The organism is Oscillatoria sp. CS-180 (genome assembly GCF_028330965.1).
Taxonomy (GTDB): domain Bacteria; phylum Cyanobacteriota; class Cyanobacteriia; order Phormidesmidales; family Phormidesmidaceae; genus Halomicronema.
Genome location: NZ_JAQMUB010000011.1, coordinates 23472 through 43787, shown reverse-complemented (window position 1 = coordinate 43787; position 20316 = coordinate 23472). Strand labels below are relative to the sequence as shown.

The 20316-nt window shown below is 49.7% G+C and carries 12 protein-coding genes; 10 read left to right on the top strand and 2 right to left on the bottom strand.

The features are described from left to right. Window positions 1–144 precede the first annotated feature (144 nt). Window positions 145–1644, bottom strand: a complete 1500-nt coding sequence (gene ggpS, locus PN498_RS01685) for a glucosylglycerol-phosphate synthase (protein ID WP_272060941.1) — start codon at window positions 1642–1644, stop codon at window positions 145–147. Between the two features lie 423 nt (window positions 1645–2067). On the opposite strand from ggpS, the gene PN498_RS01680 reads away from it, so the two are divergent. Next, window positions 2068–2196 carry a hypothetical protein gene (locus tag PN498_RS01680; protein WP_272060940.1) on the top strand — a complete coding sequence of 43 codons (129 nt, stop codon included), beginning with the start codon at window positions 2068–2070 and terminating at the stop codon, window positions 2194–2196. A 333-nt stretch (window positions 2197–2529) separates the two neighbouring features. Beyond that, a complete protein-coding gene (gene gghA, locus PN498_RS01675) occupies window positions 2530–5208 on the top strand; it encodes a glucosylglycerol hydrolase (RefSeq protein WP_272060939.1) in 2679 nt (892 codons plus the stop codon). Between the two features lie 113 nt (window positions 5209–5321). Here gghA and hisD read toward each other — a convergent pair whose 3' ends face one another. Continuing rightward, window positions 5322–6635: a histidinol dehydrogenase gene (hisD, locus tag PN498_RS01670; protein ID WP_272060938.1), complete on the bottom strand. Its 1314-nt coding sequence runs from the start codon at window positions 6633–6635 to the stop codon at window positions 5322–5324. 208 nt (window positions 6636–6843) lie between these two features. Between hisD and rpsT the strand changes: the two genes are divergently transcribed. From rpsT to PN498_RS01630, 8 genes are all read left to right on the top strand, one after another. Continuing rightward, on the top strand, window positions 6844–7149 hold the full coding sequence (gene rpsT / locus PN498_RS01665) for a 30S ribosomal protein S20 (RefSeq protein ID WP_272060937.1): 306 nt from the start codon (window positions 6844–6846) through the stop codon (window positions 7147–7149). A 23-nt stretch (window positions 7150–7172) separates the two neighbouring features. Further along, the gene (locus PN498_RS01660; protein ID WP_272060936.1) at window positions 7173–8021 is read left to right on the top strand and encodes a TatD family hydrolase; all 849 of its coding nucleotides are present in this window, start codon (window positions 7173–7175) and stop codon (window positions 8019–8021) included. Window positions 8022–8424: 403 nt separating this feature from the next. Next, a complete protein-coding gene (gene rpoB, locus PN498_RS01655) occupies window positions 8425–11736 on the top strand; it encodes a DNA-directed RNA polymerase subunit beta (RefSeq protein WP_272060935.1) in 3312 nt (1103 codons plus the stop codon). Between the two features lie 83 nt (window positions 11737–11819). Further along, on the top strand, window positions 11820–13691 hold the full coding sequence (locus PN498_RS01650) for a DNA-directed RNA polymerase subunit gamma (RefSeq protein ID WP_272060934.1): 1872 nt from the start codon (window positions 11820–11822) through the stop codon (window positions 13689–13691). A gap of 88 nt (window positions 13692–13779) precedes the next feature. Beyond that, a complete protein-coding gene (locus PN498_RS01645) occupies window positions 13780–17769 on the top strand; it encodes a DNA-directed RNA polymerase subunit beta' (RefSeq protein WP_272060933.1) in 3990 nt (1329 codons plus the stop codon). Window positions 17770–18180: 411 nt separating this feature from the next. Then, complete coding sequence (locus tag PN498_RS01640; RefSeq protein ID WP_272060932.1) at window positions 18181–18498, top strand: hypothetical protein; 318 nt, start codon at window positions 18181–18183, stop codon at window positions 18496–18498. Between the two features lie 150 nt (window positions 18499–18648). Continuing rightward, a complete protein-coding gene (locus PN498_RS01635; RefSeq protein ID WP_272060931.1) occupies window positions 18649–19161 on the top strand; it encodes an adenine phosphoribosyltransferase in 513 nt (170 codons plus the stop codon). A gap of 30 nt (window positions 19162–19191) precedes the next feature. Further along, window positions 19192–20265, top strand: a complete 1074-nt coding sequence (locus PN498_RS01630; RefSeq protein WP_272060930.1) for an ABC transporter permease — start codon at window positions 19192–19194, stop codon at window positions 20263–20265. Window positions 20266–20316: the final 51 nt, after the last annotated feature.

The following is a 20316-nucleotide window of genomic DNA, read 5'->3' as shown; positions in this document are numbered from 1 at the left end:
AAAAATACTGGCAGATGGACGCTCAATTGATACTCAACTCCATAAAACCCTGGTGGGCCAAAAAAATCACGATTTTTATCGTAATTTTTTTGGCTATTTAACTCATCTACCGTGGTATGGACTCTAATAGCGCTCTTCTTGCACTTAGACTAACGCAGGCTCCACCGATACCGCTGTCGCATTGGCTTCCCGGAACATGTGATTCGCCCATTCCTGCACGTCATACTGCTGAACGACTTCATAGAGCTTCTGCATACGTTCTTTCTGTTCTTCAGGACTCATGTCGAGGGCCAAATCAATAGATTCGTCCATGTGCTGGTCTGAATAGGGATTCGTTAAAACGGCATCAGGCAGCTCCACCGCAGACCCCGTGAATTCTGACAAAATCAGCACGCCGTCTTGACCTTGATGGGCAGAAATGTACTCTTTGGCAACTAAGTTAAGCCCGTCTCGGAGCGGTGGAATCCAAGCAATGTCAGCCGTCCGATAAAACGCCATCAAATCATTGAAAGGCACTGGCTCTGTAAATAGCAAAATGGGGGTCCAATTCAGCTTAGAGAAGCGTCCGTTGATTTTGCCGACAAGCTGCTCAATTTGGCTCTGCGCCATTTTATAAACACGCATTCCAGCCGCCGCTTTCACTGCCGTCATCACTAAGTTGACCTTACCTTGAAGTTCGGGACGCCGAACTAGCAGTCGCTCGTAGCACAGCAACATCTCCTTAGCGCCTTTGACATAGTCAACTCTGCCCGCCGAAACAATCAATTTGTTATCACCAATATCATTCCGGATCTGCTGTGCTCGTTCCTGCACCTCCGGCGACTGGACAACATCGGCGATGTATTGAGGATTAGTGCCTACTGGGAAAGCATCTAGGTGAACTATCCGCCCTTGGTATGTCAACTTAGAGGTCATTTCAGGCTCTGCTAACGCTAATCCGTGGGGCGTAAAAGCAGGCCGTACGGGTCCCTTTTCAGCTATTTCAACTTCGCGTAAGCTCCGAGCAACAGACACGAAGTTTTCAACATACCGAGGAATATGAAAACCGCACAGGTCGCAACAGAGCAGGCTGTCTACGATCGCCTGACGCCAGTGCAAAATATTGAACACATCAGCCGCTGGAAATGGCGTGTGATGGAAAAACGCAATCTTCACATTCGGCATCTTCTGGCGAATGTAATAAGGCGTTAGCCACAAGTTGTAATCGTGAATCCAAATCAGGGCATCTTCGGCAGCATCTTCGCAGGCCGCATCAGCAAAAAGCCGATTGATCGCTTGAAAGTTTTCCCAGTCTGAGCTTTCGTAAGTAAAATGTTCTGGAAAGGAATGCAAGATGGGCCAAAATGCTTCTTTTGCGGTGATGTGATAAAAGTCTTTAACCTGTTGAGCACTGAGCGGAATACGCCGAACCTTGCAGCTCTCATTGCCTCCCTCCATCACAACTCGTTCTTCGAAGTTGGCTTGTTGCTTAGCGGTGATCTGCTTCCATGCAATCCATGTACTACTTTCGGCGTTGGCAAAAAAGGTTTTTAATGTCGGCACAATACCGTTAGGACTTTTCTTGTCTCGATAAACAGTCTTGCCATTTACAACAACCTCATCGTAGGGTTCGCGATGGTAGAGGATGACAAGGGCAGATTTCATATCAGCTTCTCCTGACTAGTTGAGCGGTGGAAAAACAGTGAGTCCTCGCGGGTAGTCCCGGATTCTAACCCATATCCACGACAAACTTAATTCACTGATGCTTGTGTCATACTGCCATGATTCAACCCACTTAGAGCAGTAGTCTGAATACAGAGCAGGGGTGCAAGGGCAATAAGTCTGCTGGATAATTACTCTTATTCACCCTGTCACCAACTCGGATTGTCATAGGGGGCAAACCACCCTGAAAATGCAGGCTAGATAGCGTCGGGACGCCTAACAAGACGACTGTCAGCATTGGTTTACCCCTCAAAGGCAAAGCTCTACCCTTTATGCAGCACCAGCCTATACGGCTCTCTACGTTTGCTTTTTTGACAGGCTACTCTGCTGCTGACAAAACTTGCTCGCGAATAAATGCTGCAATGAATGCAATATGAAGAAGACGATCCTCATCAAAACTGTGTTCCTGTTAAAGACTTTGTAGAGGTCCGCATTTTTGCGGATTTTGGCGATCGTCTGAAGAACTGTTCTGCTAAAACAGAAATGTTGACTTGATCTCGAACCCCTATCTCGAACCCCTATGAAGAACGTAATTGCACCATGAGCCATAGTGAGCTCAATTGCTAATTGAGTTGAAACAGATCTGCTGTTCAATGTTTCGCAGCTAAGCTAGCTGCTATTTTCTATTTTTTAAAAAATTTTTAGGTTTATTGAACCTTCTCGATTTTAGAGAGAACTGCTCGTATTGTAGGCAGTGCAGCAATAGCCTTTCAGCTGTTCGACAGGTTTGTCAGAGTAGAGAAGGGACACTCTCCCCACTGAACCAATTGTTTAAAGACCAATTGCCTAATTACCCTCACATCTCCGCATAACAAGAGAAGCGACACCGTGCCAGTCAAGAGTATTCGTATCCCCAACATCTGCCTTGTAGACGATGAAACCCAAACCCTGCTGAACTGGGCATCATCTGTTATGGCCTCGGATGACACCTATTTTGATCGAGGTCAGCGATTAGCTAAACGCTTAGGCTGTCACTATCGTCGCGATGGATTGACCGAGTTCGGCTTTTGGACACCTGAATTAACCGCTAACGTCATCCAGTCGGAGCGATCGCTGGAACTGGAAATCTTTACCCCCCTAGTTCCTATCCAGTTTCACGAGCCACGTCAGACAATTGAGTTTCAGCGGGATTTGGTACCCGTGAGACAGCAGGGAGAGTTTTTGTGGGCAGTGGTTTCTGGCGTCAAAGCTGGAAACCGGACAACCGCTGGCGCTTTCTACTGGCTACGATACGTTGATGCCGATCAGCGAGTGCATATCATTCGTGATCCGCTAGCCTACTCCACCCCCTACGGCATCTTTGGTCCCGCAGAAGTCTACGATATGCGGCGTCTGCAGCGGCGACGGGCTGATTTGAGCTATTTCAGACGGACGGCTGCCCCTAAAGGAGTTGCTGATGCGGAAATTCCTCGCGTTCCTACACCTACCAATATTCTTCAGATTCACGTCAAGACGGCTTCTCCTGAAGGAACCCTAGAAGGATTAACCCATCAATTCAAACGAGTCTCTGAAAAGATAGCGGCTGGTGAGACGCTGACTCCAGCTGACGAGGTCTATGCTGGATACGATGCGGTACAACTCTTGCCCGTGGAGCCAACCATTGAGTATCGGCGAGAAGATACCAGCGGCGAGCATGAGTTTTTCGCGATACAGTCTTTGCCAGTTTCGTCTGAAGCGCCTGCCAGTTCAAAGGCTGAAAACGAACAGCCCGCAGAGAAAAAGGTTCCCGTCGATGGTGATGGGGAAACGGTTCTGGAGGACGTTGAAGGCAATGAGGAAACCGCTTTAGAAAAGAAGGAAGCGACACTAAAGGATGTCACTCAAGCGGATGAAGCACAGAAGTCAACCAATAGTCCTCACAATGCAGTCTTAGTGACTCTGCGCAAGCCAAACACCCAAAACTGGGGATATGACGTTCCTATTTTGGCGTCTTCGGCAACCAATCCAGCTGTGTTAGGCACCTTACGACCGGATGAAACGGTGGACTTTATTGCGACCTTACATAATTTCGCAGGCGGGCCTATCCATCTGATCTATGACCTCGTTTACGGTCATTCGGACAATCAAGGTCTGGAACTGTTAGCCCAGCAGTTCTTCAAGGGGCCTAACATGTATGGGCAAGACCTGAACCATCAACTGCCTCAGGTGCGAGCAATTTTGTTAGAAATGCAGCGCCGCAAGATTAATACTGGGGCTGATGGGGTGCGCGTCGACGGAGGACAAGATTTCCGTTTCTTTAATCCTCTTTCCGGTAGGGTGGAGCAAGACGACGCCTACCTACTTGGGATGAGCGATGTTGTGCAAAATATTCAGGGTTATCGGCGACTGATGTTTACCATCTTTGAAGACGGTCGCCCTTGGCCGGAAGAGGGGTGGGAAGAAAAGTCAACTTATCGCGAATTGGTAGAAATGAAGCCGGGTTCATTCCAGTGGGGGCCTCTCATTTTTGCGCACAATACGCCTACCGTAAAGGGATTTTGGGACCGCAAGTGGCGCCGGGTCTGTGAAGTGATTTTTCAAGGCGACCACTGGATCACAGGTTGCGGCAATCATGATACTGTCCGGCGAGGCAATCAGGTTGAGACCAATGCTGATATCAACTGGAACTTAGGTAAAACCTTGCCTCAGGTGTTACATAGGGCTTATAACAATCCGGCCACGCTCTTATGGGTGCATGGCTTTTCGCCTGGATTACCTATGGATTTTTTGAATGCCACAGTCGAGACGCCGTGGGGCTTTTTCCGCAACACAGACGATCGCTATGGGGTCAAAGTGGTGTCTGAGGAAGTCGGCTTTCTGGATTGGGAAATTGAGCCTGACATGTATGCTGATGCCGATGCTTTCCTAAGGCTCAAAGCACTGGGCTTTCTAGAATACGAGCAGCTGCGCGACTTTGCTTACGCCCTGAGAGACGCCATGCTTGAAACCGATTATGACTTAGGAGCCGTCGCTCAAATCTGTCAGCACTGTTTAGGTGACCCTGATGGTATTGCCTGTGAGGTACCTGCGTTGGAAGAACTCAACGAAGAGGCTCATTTACCCCGCTTTTTGGCCACGCTTGATGTGCCCAAGCTGAAGACATTTGCTATGGCCTTCATGGAAGACAGTCACGATATGTGTAACGTGGGCCGCTATTTAGAGGGTTTAAACAGCTCAATTACTCGCTTTAGTCTTAAATTGCGACAGTTTCGCCTCAGTCATCCTTGGCTGCGAGAAAACTTGACCGGACGCGATCGCTTCAACCGCATCAGTGATGATTGCCGCACTATTTTTTATGGCTATCGCAGTGAGCCTCATCCAGAAGGGAGACCTCAAGAAGTTGTCCTCATGACGCACATGGGGGGGCAACCCATGATGGTAAGTCCAGGAGACTGGCTACAGCTAGAGATGTCTGCCTGGCGGGTCGCATTGGCAACTCCCGGACTGGAATTGCGAGGCGACGGACATGATCTTCGCTCGTTTGAACTAAAGGATGGTGAAGGGGTACTCCTAGTCCCTGATCGTTAAACAATCTGCCATTACGTAGGGCCATCAGTGTCATAAACAAGATGGCTGAAGTCATAAATCAAGAGGACTCAGCTGAGTCCTCTTGATCAACGTCAAGGACATTTAGAGAACCTTTAGAGCCTATCGGAACGCTTTTGAGGATTGGTCCGAAACTTGACCGAATCTCCATGAGACGGCAAGCCTTCTGCTTCTGTTAATCGGGCGATCGCGCCATCAACTTTATATAGAGCAGCTGACGAATATTGAATCAAACTGGAGTGTTTCATAAACGTCTCAGTACTCAAAGGAGACGCATATCGGGCTGCTCCTGAAGTCGGCAATGTGTGATTAGGGCCTGCCAGATAGTCACCAACAGCTTCGGGCGTTGCGTGTCCTAAGAAGATAGCTCCAGCGTGACGAATAGTCTCTAGCAGAGCCCACGGGTCTTCAACTTCGAGTTCCAAATGCTCTGGAGCAAATTCATTCGACAGAGCCACAGCTGTTTGTAAGTTATCGACAACAACAGACACACCGTAATTGGCGATCGCTTTCTCGGTTAACGTTTGACGAGGATGACCATCCAATTGTCTAGCAACCTCAGCGGCAACCTGTTCAGCAAGGGACATGTCCGTTGTAATCAAAATCGCCGCCGCCATGGGATCATGCTCTGCTTGAGCGAGCAGATCAGTCGCGACGTATACCGGATTAGCGGTGTGGTCAGCAATAATTAAGACTTCTGAAGGCCCGGCCAGAGAATCGATGCCAACGGTACCAAATACCTGCTTCTTCGCTAGCGTCACATAAATGTTACCGGGACCTGTAATGATGTTGACGGCGGGAATGGTCTCAGTTCCATAGGCTAATGCTGCGATCGCCTGGGCCCCCCCAACCCGATAAATTTCAGTGACTCCCGCTTCTTGGGCAGCAACCAGAACGGCTGGATTGATGGCGCCGCGATCGCCCGGAGGCGTCACCATGACAATACGTTCAACGCCTGCCACTTTGGCAGGAACCGCATTCATCAAAACAGTGCTGGGATAAGACGCCCGACCACCGGGTACGTAGAGACCAGCCCTATCAACCGGAGAGTAGCGTTTCCCCAAAACGACATCTTCTTCAAACTCCACCCAGCTAGAGGGGATGCGTTTACGGTGAAAAGCCTCTATGTTCCTATGAGCTAGACGAATGGCATCGATCAGCTCTTTGGAGACCTGTTGATAAGCAGCATCGAACTCAGATCCCCGCACGCGCAGGTCATCCGCCACCAATACTTGGTTATCAAAATCCGCCGTGTATTGCAGCAGGGCTTCATCCCCCTTGCGCTGTACAGCCTGCAGGATTTCTCTCACCGTAGATTCTTTGTGAAAAACCTGATCATCGTGGGTGCGGTCACAGATGCGCTGCAACTCTACCTGAGCATCAGCTAACTGGTTGATAATGCGCAACATTTCGCACAAAACCTGACTTAAATAAGCGATAGAGCCTGGAGGTATGGAGAATCAACTCTCAAATTCCAAACTTGGTATGCAAGGAAGCCCCTACTGTCTTATAGCTTAACGCGGTTTCATTTGCCTATCCGTAGATTCCTAAACAGTTTTGAAAATCGATGCTATGATACTTAATCTGTTTAATGTTATATCTGAGTTTGGGTAAGCCGTGGCAAACATCAAGTCTGCAATCAAACGTATCCAGGTCGCAGAACGCAATCGTCTGCGCAATAAGTCTTATCGGTCTGCGGTTAAAACGCTTACGAAACGGTACCTTGCAGCACTCGAAAACTACTCGGCTGATCCTAACTCAGAAACGATGGCAGCCGCTCAGAAGGAACTGTCTGCGGTCTTCAGTCAGATCGACAAAGCTGTCAAGCGCGGTGTCTATCATCGCAATGCGGGCGCTCGTCGCAAGTCCCGCTTGAGTCAGGCATTCAAATCCGTAGAATCACAGCAGGCTGAAGCATCCTAAGTTAGGAGGTCTGGAGACTGCTTATGCAGTTGATTGACACCCACGTTCACATTAACTTCGAGACATTTCGTCCTGATTTGGACGAGGTGGCTGCTGCTTGGCGTGCTGCTGGCATCACCCATCTAATTCACTCCTGTGTGGAGCCGAGTGAGTTTGAGGGAATGCAGGCGATCGCGGATCGCTATCCTGAGGTGTCTTTGTCAGTTGGGCTACATCCCTTAGACATGGACAAATGGACACCAGATATTGCTGCCCAGATTGAGACGCTGGCTCGCTCTGATCGGCGGGTCGTTGCGATCGGAGAAACTGGACTTGACTTTTACAAAGCTGACGATAAGCTCGTTCAAGAAAAGTCCTTCTGGGAGCAGCTTACAATTGCTAAGTCGCTTGATCTCCCCGTCATCATTCACTGCCGAGACGCTGCGATAGAGGCCGCTAGGTTGATTGAAACCTTTCAAGCCGAAAGAGGGGCCATAGCCGGCGTGATGCACTGTTGGTCAGGAACACCAGAGGAAACCCAATTATTTTTGGATTTGGGTTTTTACATTAGTTTCAGCGGCATTGTCACCTTCAAAAATGCTCATCAGGTTAAGGCTTCTGCCTGCCAGGTTCCTACTGACCGACTCTTGGTAGAAACCGATTGCCCTTTTTTAACACCAGTACCTAAGAGAAAGGAGCGCCGCAATCAGCCTGCCAATGTTGCTCACGTAGCAAACTATCTTGCAGAACTGCGGCAGGAACCTCTCGAATTCTTGGCCGAGCGCACTACAGCGAATGCAATGCGGTTGTTCAAGTTGTCTTCTGCTAAAGAGAAGGACTGTGAAGCTAGTCGAGAGGGCAACAGATTCTCAGAGCCTACAGGGGTGAGTTGACAAAGTCTTAATACTCTCTACCGAGAAATGAGTGTTGACAAATAACTTAAAGTACGTTCTTTTTGTTAAGCTGGTTTGAAATATGAGGTGTTGACAGATCCGGTCTTAGATAATATGTCGCTTTGGGCCATTCAGAGGTATTCTGATTCGTCTAGAAAGCGCTGCTTCGCTGCTGGATAAAGAGGGCTATCCTGGCTCGAAGATGTTTATTCGTTGTAAGAACCTAAACGGAATAAATTTGTGGGTACGGCTTTGTTGAAAAAAAAAGAGGTAGGGCACGGAGTTTCTGTGCCGCTCTAGAAGATGCTTTTTGAAAATTACCCCATATCATTTGGGGTAGTTGCTTTTTGTTTGATGGACTTTTTCTGTAGAGATTGTAGGGTTTGTCCGCCTGAGGAGACGCATGACCGACCAAATTACCACGGTTTCCACTTTCACGCTGCCCGATCTAGTCGAAATTCAGCGTTCTAGCTTTAGATGGTTTTTGGAAGAGGGATTAATTGAGGAATTAGACAGTTTTTCACCCATCACAGACTACACCGGCAAGTTAGAGCTTCATTTTATCGGGAAGGACTACAAACTCAAAAGTCCTAAGTACATGGTGGATGAAGCGAAGCGACGGGATGCAACTTACGGCGTACAAATGTATGTCCCTACCCGTTTGATTAACAAAGAAACCGGCGAAATCAAAGAGCAAGAAGTCTTCATCGGAGATTTGCCTCTGATGACCGATCGCGGTACCTTCATCATCAATGGTGCTGAGCGGGTTATTGTCAATCAGATTGTTCGCAGTCCCGGAGTTTACTACAAGGCGGAAACTGATAAAAACGGACGTCGTACCTACAATGCCAATCTCATTCCTAACCGAGGTGCTTGGCTGAAATTTGAGACGGATAAGAACGACTTAGTCTGGGTCCGAATCGACAAAACTCGTAAAATCTCTGCCCAAGTTTTACTAAAGGCCCTGGGACTGACAGATGCTGAGATCTTTGATTCCCTTCGTCATCCCGAATATTTCCAGAAAACTATTGAGAAAGAGGGGCAGTTCAGCGAAGACGAAGCACTCTTAGAGCTCTATCGTAAGCTAAGACCCGGTGAGCCGCCCACGGTTTCCGGTGGTCAGCAGCTTTTAGAATCTCGCTTCTTTGATGCCAAACGATATGACCTAGGTCGAGTCGGTCGCCACAAGCTTAACCGTAAATTGCGCCTCAGCATTCCTGATTCGACTCGGGTATTGACGCCTCAGGATATTCTGTCAGCGATCGACTACCTCATTAACTTAGAATTCGATATCGGCATGGTCGACGATATCGATCACCTTGGCAACCGTCGCGTGCGCTCCGTGGGTGAGCTGTTACAAAACCAGGTGAGGGTGGGTCTTAACCGTTTGGAGCGGATTATCCGAGAACGTATGACGGTATCGGATGCTGAATCGTTGACTCCGGCATCCCTAGTCAACCCGAAGCCTCTGGTTGCCGCCATTAAGGAATTCTTCGGTTCTAGCCAGCTGTCGCAGTTCATGGACCAGACGAATCCACTGGCCGAGCTGACTCACAAGCGTCGTCTGAGCGCCCTTGGGCCAGGCGGGCTGACTCGGGAACGGGCTGGTTTCGCCGTGCGGGATATTCATCCGTCTCACTACGGTCGTATTTGTCCCATTGAGACCCCTGAAGGACCTAACGCCGGTCTAATTGGTTCTTTGGCAACCCACGGACGGGTCAATGATTTTGGGTTTATCGAGACGCCCTTCTTCCGGGTGGAGAATGGTCGCGTGCGGCGCGATCTGCCACCGGCCTACATGACAGCGGACGAAGAGGACGATCTGCGGGTTGCTGCAGGTGATCTACCAACGGATGCAGACGGATACATCCTCGGCGACATGGTACCTGTACGCTATCGTCAGGATTTTGCCGTTTCTCCTCCGGAAGAGGTTGATTACGTAGCGGTATCGCCTGTCCAAATTATTTCGGTAGCCACCTCGCTAATTCCTTTCCTGGAGCACGATGACGCTAACCGAGCCTTGATGGGGTCCAACATGCAGCGGCAGGCAGTTCCCCTACTGCGTCCAGAGCGGCCTTTGGTCGGTACGGGGCTAGAGGCTCAAGCAGCTCGCGACTCGGGCATGGTACTTGTCAGCCGGACGGCTGGGAATGTTGTCTACGTTGATGCTGATCTGGTTCAGGTTCAGGACGAGCAGGGCCAAATCCATGACTATCCGCTACAGAAATATCAGCGATCGAACCAAGATACTTGTTTGAATCAGCGCCCCTTAGTTTTTCAAGGGATGCACGTGCAAGCGGGCCAGGTCTTGGCAGATGGGTCCGCAGCTGAAGGGGGCGAAATTGCCCTCGGCCAGAACGTAGTTGTCGCCTACATGCCTTGGGAAGGCTACAACTACGAAGACGCTATCTTGATTAGCGAACGGCTGGTATTTGAGGATGTCTACACCTCAATTCACGTTGAGAAATTTGAGATTGAAGCGCGTCAAACTAAGTTAGGGCCTGAAGAGATTACCCGCGAAATTCCCAACGTGGGCGAAGATGCCTTACGTCAGTTAGATGAAACAGGCATCATTCGCATTGGTGCTTGGGTGGAGTCGGGTGACATTTTGGTTGGTAAAGTGACCCCTAAGGGAGAGTCTGACCAACCTCCTGAAGAAAAGCTGCTGCGGGCTATCTTTGGCGAAAAAGCTCGGGATGTCAGAGACAATTCCCTGCGAGTCCCTAACGGTGAAAAAGGTCGCGTAGTAGATGTGCGTGTCTTCACCCGTGAGCAAGGGGATGAGCTTCCTCCAGGTGCCAATATGGTGGTACGGGTCTACGTGGCTCAGAAACGTAAGATCCAGGTGGGTGACAAGATGGCGGGTCGCCACGGCAACAAAGGCATTATTTCTCGAATTCTGCCTTTGGAAGATATGCCTTACCTGCCGGATGGTACTCCTATCGACATTGTTCTCAATCCCTTAGGCGTACCTTCTCGTATGAACGTGGGCCAAGTTTTTGAATGTCTATTGGGTTGGGCCGCCGACAATCTGGATGTTCGGTTCAAGATCATCCCCTTCGATGAGATGTACGACAAGGAAGCTTCTCGGAACACAACCCATGGGCAGCTTCAGGCAGCGCGCGACCGAACCCGCAAGGACTGGGTGTATAACCCAGATGACCCGGGCAAGATCCAGCTATATGATGGTCGGACTGGAGAGCCCTTTGATCGCCCGGTGACAGTCGGGGTTGCTTACATGCTGAAGCTGGTGCATCTAGTGGATGACAAGATTCACGCTCGTTCCACAGGGCCTTACTCCTTGGTTACTCAACAGCCTTTGGGTGGTAAAGCACAGCAAGGGGGGCAGCGTTTTGGTGAGATGGAGGTTTGGGCACTTGAGGCCTATGGCGCTTCCTATACACTGCAAGAATTGCTAACCGTGAAATCTGACGATATGCAAGGGCGGAACGAGGCGCTGAATGCGATCGTTAAGGGTAAGGCAATTCCTCGACCAGGGACCCCCGAGTCATTCAAGGTCCTCATGCGAGAGTTGCAGTCCTTAGGACTTGATATTGCCGTTCACAAGGTCGAAACCCAGGAAGACGGCACTAGTCGAGATGTTGAAGTTGATTTGATGTCTGACCTGAGCAACCGTCGCACACCGCCTCGACCGACTTACGAATCCATCATCACGCCTGCTGCACCTGAAGAGATGGAAGAGGCAGAGGGTTAAACCCCTAAGGGCTGGGACTAACCTCAGCCCTAAAACTGATTTGTTGAACACAAGCGCATATCTGTGGAAGGAAAGAGCTAAGCATGGCTAAGCTGGAACAGCGTTTTGATTACGTCAAGATTGGTATTGCATCTCCTGATCGGGTTCGTCAGTGGGGAGAGCGGACTTTACCCAACGGCATGATTGTGGGGGAAGTGACCAAGCCCGAAACAATCAACTACCGGACCCTCAAGCCTGAGATGGACGGCCTGTTTTGTGAGCGGATTTTTGGCCCTGCGAAGGACTGGGAATGTCATTGCGGCAAGTACAAGCGGGTTCGTCACCGGGGTATTGTTTGCGAACGGTGTGGCGTTGAGGTCACGGAGTCGCGCGTGCGCCGTCACCGCATGGGCTATATCAAGCTAGCTGCTCCGGTTGCTCATGTTTGGTACCTCAAGGGAATTCCCAGCTATATCGCCATTCTGCTAGACATGCCGTTGAAGGACGTCGAACAAATCGTCTACTTCAATGCTTATGTGGTTCTTGATCCTGGCAATGCCGACAACTTGTCCTATAAGCAGCTGCTGACCGAAGATCAGTGGATTGAGATTGAGGATCAGCTGTATGACGAAGAGTCCCAACTAGTGGGGGTTGAAGTTGGCATTGGCGCAGAAGCACTTCAGCGCTTGTTACAAGACCTCAACCTTGAGGAAGAAGCTGAGGGTCTGAGAGAACAGATTGCAGTTTCTAAGGGACAAAAACGGGCCAAGCTCATTAAGCGCCTACGGGTTATCGATAACTTCATTGCCACGGGATCCAAACCCGAATGGATGGTTATCAATGTCATTCCCGTCATTCCCCCAGATTTACGGCCAATGGTCCAACTTGATGGTGGACGATTTGCTACGTCGGACTTGAACGACCTCTATCGCCGCGTTATTAACCGCAACAACCGCCTGGCTAGACTTCAAGAAATCTTAGCGCCTGAAATTATCGTCCGAAACGAGAAGCGGATGCTGCAAGAGGCCGTTGATGCGCTAATTGACAATGGACGACGTGGGCGGACTGTTGTGGGTGCTAACAACCGCCCGCTAAAATCCCTTTCGGACATTATTGAAGGAAAACAGGGGCGCTTCCGACAGAACCTTTTGGGCAAGCGGGTTGACTATTCAGGCCGTTCTGTCATCGTGGTGGGTCCAAACCTCAAGATTCATCAGTGCGGTTTGCCCCGAGAGATGGCGATCGAATTGTTCCAGCCTTTTGTCATCCATCGTCTGATTCGTCAGGGCATGGTGAACAACATTAAAGCTGCCAAGAAGCTAATTCAGCGCAATGATCCCAGCGTTTGGGAAGTGCTAGAAGAGGTGATTGAGAGCCACCCAGTATTGCTTAACCGGGCACCAACGCTGCACCGTTTAGGCATTCAAGCCTTCGAACCCATCTTGGTAGAAGGACGTGCCATCCAACTGCATCCGCTCGTCTGTCCAGCTTTCAACGCTGACTTTGATGGTGACCAGATGGCAGTGCATGTGCCCCTATCTTTGGAAGCCCAATCAGAAGCGCGACTTTTAATGTTGGCCTCTAATAATGTCTTGTCGCCTGCAACGGGTAGACCCATCATTACCCCTAGTCAGGATATGGTCTTGGGTTGTTATTACCTCACGGCTGAAAACCCCTATCAGCAGAGGGGTGCAGGACGGACATTTGGCTCTATGGAAGATGCCATTCTGGCTTTTGAGCAGGGCGCGATCGATCTTCATGCCGAGATATGGTTGCGGTTTGATGGACCGGTTGAGTCCGGTGGAGGTGATGGTTTAGTTGAGGAATCTACTGAGGCCGATGGAACGGTGAGAAGACTATATCAGGACCGCCGCACCCGAGAAGATACAGACGGCAACTTGATTTCTCAGTACATCAAAACCACAACAGGGCGAGTGATTTACAACAAGACGGTGCATGACGCTTTAGCGAATTAGTCTTGAGCAGTGCGATCGCGGAAAGCAGCAGGCAGACTGCTTCCATTGGAATTTTTGAGAAGTAAACCGGACAAGGCAGAGAGGGCAAATGGCTGAGCAGGAATCCAAGCAAACTCCCATGGTTTTCCGAAACCGAGTGATTGACAAAAAGCAACTCAAAAAGCTGATCTCTTGGTCTTTTGAAAGCTTTGGTACGGCTCGAACAGCTCAAATGGCCGACCAGATGAAGACATTGGGCTTTCGCTATGCAACCCGGGCAGGGGTATCCATTAGCGTCGAAGACCTACAGGTACCTGCAGTTAAACGGGATTTGCTGGATGCAGCGGATGAAGAAATTCGCACCACTGAGGAGCGATATACTCGCGGGGAGATTACGGAGGTCGAGCGATTCCAAAAAGTAATCGATACCTGGAACGGAACTAGCGAGGAGCTAAAGAATCAGGTTGTCAGAAACTTCAAGGAGAATAATCCGCTGAACTCCGTTTACATGATGGCCTTTTCAGGCGCCCGGGGAAATATCTCTCAGGTGCGTCAGCTAGTGGGCATGCGGGGCCTCATGGCGAATCCACAAGGGGAAATTATTGACCAGCCGATCCGAACGAACTTTCGTGAAGGGCTGTCCGTTACGGAATACGTAATTTCGTCCTACGGTGCTCGTAAAGGACTCGTAGATACTGCATTGAGAACTGCCGACTCAGGCTATCTAACCCGACGGCTGGTGGATGTCTCTCAAGACGTCATCATTCGTGAAAGCGATTGTGGCACTGAGCGAGGCATTCGCTTGAGCAGTATGGTAGCTGGCGATAAGATCCTCATTCCGCTAGGGGATCGTTTGTTAGGACGGGTGTTAGCCGAAGATGCCATTCATCCCAAAACGGGTGAAGTTGTCGCCAAGCGCAATGAAGCGCTTTCTCAAAGTAGAGCAGACGACATTTACAATGCCGGCGTTGAAGAGGTGGTTGTTCGTTCTGCCCTGACTTGCGAAGCGACTCGTTCTGTCTGCCGCTATTGCTATGGCTGGAGCTTGGCGCACTCAGAAATGGTGGATTTGGGAGAAGCTGTAGGCATCATCGCAGCCCAATCGATTGGTGAGCCTGGCACCCAACTCACCATGAGGACTTTCCACACTGGCGGAACGTTCACCGGAGAAATGACGCCTCAGATTCGAGCCAAGCGCGAAGGTATTGTTGAACTACCCCCTCAGCTTAGAAGTCGTCCTTTCCGGACCCGCCACGGGGAAGATTCACTGCTAATCGAGGATACCACTAAGCTTACGGTTCAGGGTGAGACCGGCAGACCACAAACAGAAACGTTACCACAAGGTGCAATTTTGTTTGTTAACCCAGGCGATCGCGTCCTTAAAGATCAGTTGATTGCTGAAATGCCGACCTCTAGCCGAGTTCGTAAGGTCACGGAGAAGGCCACTAAAGATGTGAACAGTGACCTGTCTGGTGAGGTCAAGTTTGCCGGACTGGTTCAGGAGGAAAAAATTGACCGCCAGGGCAATACAACTCGTTTAGCCCAACGAGGTGGATTAATTTGGGTCTTGTCCGGCGAAGTCTATAACCTGCCTCCCAACGCAGAGCCCGTTGTCAAGAACGGTGACGGGATTGTAGCCGACGGCATCATCGCAGAAACTCGTCAGATGAGCGAACGTGGCGGCCTTGTGCGTCTTCCTGAAGTGACTGAAGGCAAGGATGCCCGTGAAGTTGAAGTCATCACAGCGTCAGTGCTCTTAGACCAGGCCGAGGTCAAGATGGAGAGCGGACAAGGGGGTGAGCACTATGTCATTGAGACGGCTAATGGTCAGCGCTTCTCCCTGATTTCAACGCCTGGAACCAAGCTCTCCAGTGGTGGCGTCGTTGCGGAACTAGAGGATACGACTTACCACACCAGTACTGGAGGTATGGTCAAGTATTCCGGTATTGAAGCCGCGAAGAAGGGTAAAGGTAAGCAGGGTTACGAAGTCACCAAAGGCGGCCAGCTGTTGTGGATTCCTGAAGAAACCCATGAAGTCAACAAGGATTTATCTCTGCTACTGGTAGAAGACGGTCAGTACGTTGAAGCAGGCACCGAAGTTGTCAAAGATATCTTTTGCCAGAGCAGTGGCGTCGTTGAGGTAACGCAGAAGAATGACATCCTTCGAGAGATCGTCATTAAGCCTGGTGATCTACATATGGTGGACAACCCTGAAGAGGTGATGGATCGGGATGCCACCATTGTGCCTCCTGGCGAGGAACTGATGGCAGGACTGTCCACCTCAATTTTGTCTTACGTTGAATTTGTTGAGTCCCCAGAAGGACCTGCGCTACTCATTCGCCCCGTGGAAGAATACACGGTACCCGATGAGCCGTCCGTGCCGAGTCAGGATTCTACAAGTGATTCTGGCTGTCATATTCGTCTGCGAGCGATGCAGCGAGTTTCCTTCAAGGATGGCGATCGCGTCCGCTCTGTCGAAGGTCAGGAGCTATTGCGCACGCAATTAGTATTAGAGATCGGGGAAGAGTCTTCTCACCTAGAGGCTGATATTGAATGCGTCCCTGACGAGACTAATCCAGATGTCATGCGGTTGCAGCTCGTCATTCTGGAGTCCATCATTATTCGTCGGGATGTCATTGCAGACCAAACGCAGGGCAGCACTTTAACTCGCATTCTTGTAGAAGACGGCCAGCAAATTGAACCAGGAGCGGTTGTCGCGCGGACTGAAATTCAGTGTAAGGAAGCGGGTGAAGTTCGAGGAATTCGAGAGGGAATGGAGGCTATTCGCCGAATTCTCGTTGTTCGTGATAGCGATCGCATTCAGGTCACCCTGGACGGTCAACAACCCACCGTTCAGGTCGGCGATCTCGTCGTTGATGGTAGCGAGATTGCGCCTGGCATCACGCTGGAAGAATCTGGTGAGATTACCGCTATTACCGATACGCATATAACCCTACGCCTTGCTAGACCCTATCGAGTATCGACAGGAGCCGTTCTCCATATCGAAAACGGAGATCTAGTTCAGCGGGGTGACAGTTTGGTACTGCTGGTATTTGAGCGGGCGAAAACGGGAGATATCATTCAAGGTCTACCCAGAATTGAGGAACTTTTGGAGGCTCGTAAACCGAAGGAAGCCTGCATTCTTGCAGAGCGTCCTGGCACTGCCCAAGTTGTCTTTACCGATGATGAGACTGCCAACATCAAGTTGGTCGAGGAAGATGGCGTTGTCACAGAATATCCCCTCAGCCCTGGACAAAATCTATTGATCAACGATGGTCAGTACGTTGAAGCAGCCGAACCATTGACCGATGGACCTGCTAATCCGCACCAGATTTTGGAAGTCTTCTTTAAGTATCACTTGTCGCAGGGAGAAGGCACCCATGATGCTGCAATGAAAGCCTTGCAGCAAGTCCAAACCTTCTTGGTGAATGAAGTGCAGTCTGTTTATCAGTCTCAAGGGGTTGATATTTCAGACAAGCACATTGAAGTTATCGTCCGACAAATGACCTCTAAGGCCCGCGTGGAGGATGGTGGTGATACCACTATGCTGCCGGGCGAGCTGATGGAAATTTATCAGATCGAACAAGTCAATGATGCGATGTCCATCACGGGAGGTGCTCCAGCAGAGTACACGCCTGTACTATTGGGTATTACCAAAGCCTCTTTGAATACAGACAGTTTCATCTCAGCAGCCAGCTTCCAAGAGACAACACGGGTTCTGACTGAAGCTGCGATCGAAGGAAAGTCGGATTGGCTACGAGGTTTGAAAGAGAACGTCATTATCGGACGTTTGATTCCTGCTGGTACGGGCTTCAATGCTTATGAGGAGCCAGCACCAACGCTTGATACAGATATCTCAGCAGGCTACGACGGAGCCTTGATCGACGATGCTCTTGCTCGGGATGTCGTATTGGACGATGAAACTGCACGCAGCTATAACCTTGAAGGAGGTTTAGGCGGCATTCTGAAAGATGACGAAATGGTCGGCTTTTCAAATCAAGCTGAGACCCCCAATGACAATGGTGATTCGTCCTCGCAGCCAAACGGCGCCGTACTAGATGATGACTTGTTGATCGACGATAACAGCGACATCATGTAGTCCTTGCGTGTCTATCAAACCGCCTCGCGGACGGTTCATAGCAAAAAAAGGAGCCTTTGAACTGCAAAGGCTCCTTTTTTAAGTGACATCAAGATCCCTGTAGCTAAGACGTTTTCTAGCTATGAATATCCCTCCGTAGGTCGGTATCGAGGAACGAGACCCAACATGCTCAAAGCCTCTATTCTGTCGAGTTTCCTAACATCAACCGCAACCTACCGCCTTAGCTTGTCCAGGCAATTTCTTTTTGTCGAACTCTCCCAAAGGCAAAAGCTTGCCAGATCACCAACTTGGATGGCGAGCTTATGTCGGTTGGATTGCCATTAGAAATCCCAATATGCTCCCTGCCAACCTGAGTTAGGATTAGCTCAATAAAAGAACCATTGACTTTTATCTATTTAGAGAAGGTTAATCATGAAAAAGCTGGCTGTGGGATTAGTTTTGTTAGGAGGTTTAGGGGTGATTCTGGGGGTCGGTCTAGCAACGGGGTCTGTCAGATCTCGCCAGCAGGAAACTACCTTCACAGGCAACGTGCAGCAAGTTTGGGAAGATGGCTTGCGTCTCGAAACGAGCGATCGCATACTTCGAGTAGACACCTGGGAAGTCTGTGGTGACAACACAGTTCAATATGTTGCCGAGGGCGACATTGTCACCCTAACTGGAGAATTTGAAGGGAATGAATTCGATGCTTTTTCGTTGACATCTGCGAACGACGAGCAGGTTTGCCGTTAATCAGTCAAGACAAGACGACGAGCCATCTAGCAATGCGCTAAGAACCTAGACGCTGTTAGGTGCACTATCCTAGATGGCTGAAGCGATAAATCTTAATGGTAGGATTACGGTGCGTTTTACTCACGGTTTATCTGCTTCTCTTGATAGCTTATGGATCTTAAAAGTCTCATTCGAGAAGTTCCAGACTTTCCAAAACCGGGAATTTCATACAAAGACATCACAACAATCCTGGCTAATCCTCAGGCGTTGAGCTATTCCATCGGCCAACTGGAAGTTCAGTGCAAGGATATGCAGCCTGACCATGTTGCAGGAATTGAGTCCAGAGGATTTATTTTTGGTACACCGCTAGCGGATCGTCTGAAAATAGGCTTCGCCCCAATCAGAAAGTCTGGCAAATTGCCATCAGCCGTTCACATAGTGAAATATGACCTAGAGTATGGAACGGATCAGCTGGAGCTGCATCAGGATGCCTTTATGAGCGGGAGTCGAGTTCTCGTTATTGATGACCTCATTGCGACTGGGGGAACGGCAGCAGCGGCAGCAGAACTGGTTGAAAAGACCGGGTGTGTGGTGGCTGGCTTCGGTTTTGTTATCGAGCTGCTGGATTTGAAAGGACGCGAAAAGTTACCTGATGTACCTGTTGTTAGCCTGGTGCAGTACTAATATGGATGAAACTATTTGCTCTCTGCCTGAATGACTCAAATTCCAACACCCTCATTTCAGCCTAACCCCAAGCGATCGCCCGTTGAAGGTTGGTATGTCGTTAAGCGGTTTCTCACAAGTGAAACCAGCTTATATACCTTCAAGCGTATTTTGCAGGCTCTATTGACCCTGTTTCTGGCCTCTATCTTCAGTTTCTTTGTCATTCAACTGACGCCAGGTAACTTTCTAGATCTTTATCGACAAAATCCTCAAGTCTCGGCTGAAACGATTCAACAGTTGGAAGAACAGTTTGGGTTGGATAAACCTGCGCTCCAGCAGTACTGGCAGTGGCTTGTACAGGTGGTAGCTCATTTCAACTTTGGCATCAGCTTTGCTTACCAGCGTTCAGTTGCAGAGGTGCTCTGGGAGCGAATTCCTAATACGCTGCTATTATCGCTGTCGTCAATTTTGCTAACGTGGGCGATCGCGATCCCGTTAGGCATCATTGGCGCAGTTAGACAAAACAAATTTCTAGATCAGTTCTTGCGGGTGATTAGCTATCTGGGGCAGGGATTGCCCACTATCATTACCGGGCTACTGCTGCTGTTCTTTGCTCAGATGACAGCGCCTTTGTTTCCCATTGGCGGGATTACCAGCATCAATCATGCTGATCTGAACTGGTTCGGCAAAATCCTAGATGTGGGTTGGCATTTGATACTGCCAACCCTGGCACTAAGCATCACGAGCTATGCAGGTCTACAGCGCATCATGCGCGGACAAATGCTAGATGTGTTGCGTCAGGACTACATTCGTACTGCTCGGGCTAAAGGACTACCGGACGATCGCGTAATCTACGTCCATGCTTTGCGAAATGCCATCAATCCGATGATCACCCTGTTGGGTTTTGAGTTCGCCAACATTTTGGCAGGGGCTTTTATTACTGAAAACTATTTCAACTGGCCTGGATTAGGACGACTCATTCTGCAAGCCGTACAGGCCCAGGACCTTTATCTAGTGATGGCAAGCTTGATGATGGGAGCCGTCATTTTGATTGTGGGTAACCTACTCGCTGATATTGCACTGACCATAGCGGATCCCCGTATCAAGCTTTCGGAAATGAATTAGGAGTGCTTGAGGGGAAGCATTCAATTTATCCTTCCGCCTTTAGCGATATCA